Below are 6,084 nucleotides of genomic sequence, written 5' to 3'. Positions count from 1 at the left end.
CCCTCCAAGTAATAGTGTAACATCCATGTGTATACATGGTCTTTTTCACACTGTCTACCTAAAGGGGATAATATCAGAATACGTCGTCTTTTTTATAAACAGAAAAGTGAATTCCCAAGCTTCCTTTTTTGCATCAAAGCCCATGATCTTTTATTTCATTTTGAGATAAAACTTACACTGCTTTCCATAAGGATAAAGCATAAATCCAGTTTGGATCCCCATTTCCTTGATGATTTTGTACTGCTTCATATACTTTTCCTTCGTATAGGACTCTATCACCCTTTTTATACGCTTTCTTTGCATCCCACGCTTCATATGAAGCGCTTTCGGTTTTTGTAGTAATTGTGAATATATTACTTTGTACAGATTCATTTCCAGCTACATCAACAGCTTTCACTGTAAACTTATATGTAGAATTGGCGAGTAAATTTTTATCCATATAGGAAGTCGTATTAGATGTTGCGATTTTTTTCATTGTTCCTTCTATTTCTCTATAAATATCGTAATGGTCTACACCAACATTATCGTCAGATGGACTCCACATTAGGTCCACACTTGACGCTGTCGTTCCCATACTATGTAATCCTTTTGGTTGTGTTGGTGCTTCTGTATCAGGAGCCTCAACTGTTGTTTTTGCTGTAAGCGCTGTACTTTCTTTCGATACATTGCCAGCTGCGTCAATTGCTTTTACAGTATAAGAGTATTCTGTACTTGGTTGTAATTTCTTATCAATAAAATGAGTGCCTGGTACGGTGTCAATCATCTCTCCGTTACGGAAGATTTGATACCCTTTTACTCCTACATTATCCGTAGAAGTGTTCCATGTTAGTTCTATACTATTCGCTGTTACTTTTTGTGTCTGAATTCCATTTGGAATACTTGGCGCTTCTGTGTCTGGTTTCACATTATTGATGAGATTTACATCAATTACATTATAGAACGCATTTGCTGTATCAGCTACATCCCATACAGCTAAAATCACATGGTAGCCACTACGATCCGTAGGTACATTGATTTTGTGTGCTACATTATTTGAAGCTGCGGAACCATCATGTTGTACAGTTCCAATTGGCTCAAAGTCTGCTCTTGTTAGTGCTTTATTTGGATTCCAGCCTATTTTAGTAATGTAGTAGTGCCATTTGCTTGTTAAATGTGGCGCTGTAAACTTCCAAGTAAACGTATTTTCTCCGCCAGTGATTGTATTTTTAAACCAACGATCCGCTGTTTGTTGATCCAAAATACCACCAAATTTTCCGCCTGCAGAAGCGATTTGTCCATCAACTGGACCAGCTTGCGGGAATCCTTTTGGTGCTTCTAAGCTTTGTGGTTCATACATAACACTTCCGCAGTTTACATTTAGTGCACCATAAGTTGGACTACATAAAGCGGAACGGCTACCAGGCTTTTCAACAAAACCATGCGCGTAAGCATTTTGAGGAATAAGTGTCGTGCCGATAATTCCCGCTGTTAATGCAACAGCTCCTAGACTTTTTTTGTTCATTTTCATGTTCTGTAGATGTTTTAAAATTCGATTATTCATGTTCATGTCCCCTTCTTGTTATACTTCGTAGTGTAATGTGGGCTTTGATGTAAAAGAATAACACGAGACAATATTGTAGTGATGTATGCATAAGTTATGCATACACCGTAGTAAAGAAATATTTCATTCCATGTGATATATTTCACTTACTGAATATATCATGACATAGAAATTACCAAAACACGTGCAGAAGTTGTGCAGAAACAGTGAAATTATTATTAACACATAAAACTACATCTTAAAATTATAAAGTAAAAGTTCGCAATAGCAATTATAAATCTTGTAAAAAAAGGCCATATAAAAGCATTTTGTATACGCGGATGGATTGCACCAAGTCTTCTCGAAATATTTGTTAATCAACTTGATATGCATAGCGATGTAAGATTATATTTTTTTGTAACACCCTTCCATTTCCATATTCAATATATGTCTCTATTGGGTACGTGAAATTACTTATGTATTGCGAATAATCCTTAATGTTTCAAAATAGTTTCATAAAACTTGTCATACTCTTCATAGTATTGGATTTTTAATTTTTCTATTAAACTTGTATCTGGTGAAATAATTTCAATTACGTCTGTACTTATATACAACAAATAAGTATCGTTATAAAAAGAAATATAAGCTTGCTGACCACCATTAACGACATACTTGCAATATTTATATACTTCATCTTCATTGACACCTTTAATCGTAGTAAATATGATTGTACTTTCAAGATCATCAACGTCTACTTGCGTTTCTGTCCAATTTTTAATCTTCATGAACCTTCCAATTTTTGTTTTCTCATTTACTCTCTTACTTTTACCATATGTTATATAACCGGAAGTAAATGAAACGTCAATTGTATCGGGGCTTTTAAAAAGTTCAGTCAGTAGTCCTCTTAATTTTCTCAAATTCCCCTCAAATAATTCTATATCGAATCTAATTCTATTTTTTGCCTCCACTTGAAAAAATGGTGTAGCTGTCATATCTTCAAAATTCACATTTAATACTTTCATTCTTTCCATATAATTAATTCCTCGCTTCATATAACATAAAAGTGTCTACATCATTTAATATAGACACCCTTTCACATATATAGTTTTAATACCGGCCAGTAAATTTAAAAACTTCATCAACTGCTTGCGTATACCCACCTGATTTTCGGAGAGACTCCTTCAAATTCAAAGCAGCTTCTTTATATGATGGATTACTTAATACTATTTCTACACTTTTACTAAGTTTATCCGCAGTTAATCCTTGCATTTGCAATTTAACTCCTGCTCCGAGACTCTCTACTCGCTTTGCGATTACTGGCTGATCTGCACTTTGCGGAATTACAACGAGTGGAACTCCGTTATATAGTCCTTCATGCGTACTGTTCATCCCGCCATGTGTAATAAATAATTTTGTATATGTAAGTAGTTCAGTTTGCGGTACATAGTTTTTCACAATGAAGTTTTTAGGAATATCACCTAAATCACTTATTTTCGTTTTACTACCAATAGACATAACAATTGTATGTTTACTATTTTCGAATGCCTTCATACAAAGTTTATAAAAATTAATTGCTTCATTAAAAACAGTACCTAGTGAAATGTAAATCAGGCTTTGTTCTTCAATTGAAGTATAATCAAAATCTTCATTTTCCCCTTGTGCAGAAATAGATGGACCTACAAATTTAAATGTTTCATTAAACGTATTACCAAAAGGTTGGAACTCCTTAATCGTATACACAATAGTAAGCGGTGCTGGATTACAGAAAACTTCATACGGTGAATTTATTTCAACACCATATTTCCCTGCAATTTCTCTAGTTAAGTTTTGAAAATCATTATATATTCTATTCTGCACTTCCACTGGGATATTTTTAGAAAGATGGTCTAACATTTGTTTAAATGATTTTTCATCCTGCGCAAAAGATGTACAGGAATTTATGGCCGGAAGATTAAGAATTTGGGCAATTAAATGACCACAGCCAAACATAGAATCGTGGATCATGTAATCAAAATATTCTCCTTCAATTTGCTCTAAAACACTAGGTATTACAATATCTGCTGTATGTAGAAGGCCGTTTATTCTTTCCTGTAAATAATTTCGACCACCGGAAAGAAATGCTTGTATAAATTTTTGATCATCTATCGTTCGTACAGTAGCACCTGTCTTCTCAATACGCTCCCTGAAAGCCTCTATTGAAAAATAAACGACCTCTTCACCGCGAGAAATCAGTTCTTCTACAACTTGTAATGTTGGATTTATATGTCCTTCTGATCCAGCGTTAATGAATAAAATACGTGCCATTCAAAATACTCCTTACATTTTAAAATTTCTATGTTGTAAAGAGTATGGATATTTTCCATACTCTTTACGGTATTTTATGTATCATTTTCCTGCTTAATTGACCTAGCAAGCCTAAAACCGAGATCGTCTATATGAAATGTAGGATGGCTACGACGGCGACAAGTCGCGCCGCAGCCTCTAGCTGCTTCAGCCCAACTACCACCACGAAAAATTCGGTACGATCCGTACACTTTTTCATCATACAAGTCATAGCACCATTCCCAAACGTTTCCTAACATATCATAAAGTCCCCATGCATTCGGCTCTTTTTTACCGACGTCATGAATTTGTCCAATTGAATTTTCATTATACCACGCTATTTTCTGAAGTTCCCCATATGTATATCCCGTCGTACCTGCTTTACATGCGTATTGCCACTCTGCCTCAGATGGCAATCGGTAGCCGTCAGATTCTATATTACAACTAACCTTTTTTCCATCATCACTAATAGAATAATACGCTGTTAATCCCGCTTGTTTAGAAAGTAAATTACAAAAAGCAATTGTATCATTCCATGAAATATTTACAATTGGTTTATTACTATCTTTATCATTATTTAATGTAGGATTTGTAATGGCATTATATATTTCCATTGTTACAGCATACTTTGCAAGAAGAAATGGTTTTATTTGAACTTGCCATTCTTTTTTTATTCGATCATCTCTTAATACTACCTCTCCTGCTGGAATTTCCATCATATTAGAATCAATCGAGCGAATGAATGTATTCAATAGTATCCCCCCATATTACTTCTTTTTAAAATCTAACTACTTATCTTATCGTACTTCTTCAAAAACCGTTTCACTTCATTTGGAGATTTTAAAATAATCACTTCTTTTCCTTTACTTAATTGATCTAGTCTTTTTAAAAGGGCAGGTTTTTTCTTATTCGGATACTCCCATATCCATTTAAAAAATTGTAAATCTAGTCTTTCTTCACATCCGGCACCCATATCCGGTCTTGTTTTATTTCGATATTGTACAATTCTTTTAAAAGCACGATAAACACAAATCGTTCTATGAATATCAAGAAAGATAATTGTATCCGCTGCATTCAGTCTTAAATCCATCGTCCCGCCATAATTCCCATCAATAATCCACTCTTCTTCTTTAATTAAGTTTTTTTGAACTTTTCTTTGTTCTTCTCGAGGAACACCTTCCCAGTTCGCTTTCCAAAACAATGCATCAAGATGATGCACCTTAATATTTAGTTTATTTCCTAACTGCTTTGCTAATGTAGATTTTCCTGAACCACCAGAACCAATGAATATGATTTTTTTCATATTCATACGGTCCTTACTATAGATTCTTCAATACCTTCCTTATTTGCAAAAATCCAGAAGAACATCTCTTCATTCAACTTTAATAAATTTGGTAACTGAACAAAATAAGTAATAAAGATAACTTGAATAGAAAGCATGACATACCAAATAGATTGTAGTTCTTCTCTCGTTAAAATGCTTTGTTTATAATATCCTTCAAAGATTTTGCTGACAATATCTAACCATTTCCCTCTTCCTGTTTCATCACTAAATAGCTCACTTAATATACTTGTACAGCAGTAGCATAAATCGAATACTCTTACATTGCTTTCTAAAAGTTCAAAATCTATAAATCCTTGAAATTCATTGTCATGAAAAATCACATTCGATAAGTGCATATCACGATGAATAATTTGTTTTGGTAGTGGGTGAACCGTTTCCTTCAAAACTGTACGTATTTGATCCATTTTTCGAACGACATTCCGACGGACAGATGCATTCTTTTCTAAAATTGGTAAGGCCCATTTGTATACCACTTTATACAATTCTCTTTTTATTAACTCGTTATCACTATTCACTGAATGTAGTGCTTGATGTAAATTAGCTATCTTCTCTCCAATTGTACTTCCTAGCTCTTTTAGCTTTTCTGTATCTTTTATTTCTAGTACACTTCCACCAATATATTCGTACAAACAATAATACTTCTCTTTATAAAATACGTACCTTTCATCATTTCTCATTTTTACTATTTTTTGTACTTTAACTCCTTTTTCATCAAGCTGTTCTAATACATTTAGTTCAACTAGAAAATGTTTTATCGATCCCTTTTCCTTTAAAATATACGCTTTATTATTACAGTAAATCTTCGTTACGTTTGGTTGAACTTCAATAGTTGTGATATCTTCATCTTCAAACCAAAACTTTGCAATTTCTAATATATCCTCCATATACAAATACCCCT

At 33.7% G+C, this 6,084-nt stretch carries 6 protein-coding genes; all 6 read right to left on the bottom strand.

Translation table 11 applies throughout. The features are described from left to right. Positions 1-172: 172 nt before the first annotated feature. Positions 173-1,540, bottom strand: a complete 1,368-nt coding sequence (locus tag JDS92_RS16675) for a lytic polysaccharide monooxygenase (RefSeq protein WP_199632177.1) — start codon at positions 1,538-1,540, stop codon at positions 173-175. Between the two features lie 473 nt (positions 1,541-2,013). Continuing rightward, positions 2,014-2,550, bottom strand: coding sequence for a phosphatase (locus JDS92_RS16670; RefSeq protein ID WP_097957299.1), 537 nt, complete (start codon positions 2,548-2,550; stop codon positions 2,014-2,016). A gap of 76 nt (positions 2,551-2,626) precedes the next feature. Then, the gene (locus tag JDS92_RS16665; protein ID WP_016108564.1) at positions 2,627-3,823 is read right to left on the bottom strand and encodes a macrolide family glycosyltransferase; all 1,197 of its coding nucleotides are present in this window, start codon (positions 3,821-3,823) and stop codon (positions 2,627-2,629) included. A gap of 74 nt (positions 3,824-3,897) precedes the next feature. Next, a complete protein-coding gene (locus tag JDS92_RS16660) occupies positions 3,898-4,593 on the bottom strand; it encodes a formylglycine-generating enzyme family protein (protein WP_106080550.1) in 696 nt (231 codons plus the stop codon). Positions 4,594-4,625: 32 nt separating this feature from the next. Next, a complete protein-coding gene (locus JDS92_RS16655; RefSeq protein ID WP_199632176.1) occupies positions 4,626-5,144 on the bottom strand; it encodes a DNA topology modulation protein in 519 nt (172 codons plus the stop codon). A 2-nt stretch (positions 5,145-5,146) separates the two neighbouring features. Continuing rightward, positions 5,147-6,070: a phosphotransferase enzyme family protein gene (locus JDS92_RS16650; RefSeq protein ID WP_199632175.1), complete on the bottom strand. Its 924-nt coding sequence runs from the start codon at positions 6,068-6,070 to the stop codon at positions 5,147-5,149. Positions 6,071-6,084: the final 14 nt, after the last annotated feature.

Origin of the sequence: Bacillus cereus group sp. N12 (assembly GCF_016483575.1) — a bacterium.
GTDB lineage: Bacteria > Bacillota > Bacilli > Bacillales > Bacillaceae_G > Bacillus_A > Bacillus_A toyonensis.
This window is presented reverse-complemented; position numbering and strand designations above follow the sequence as displayed.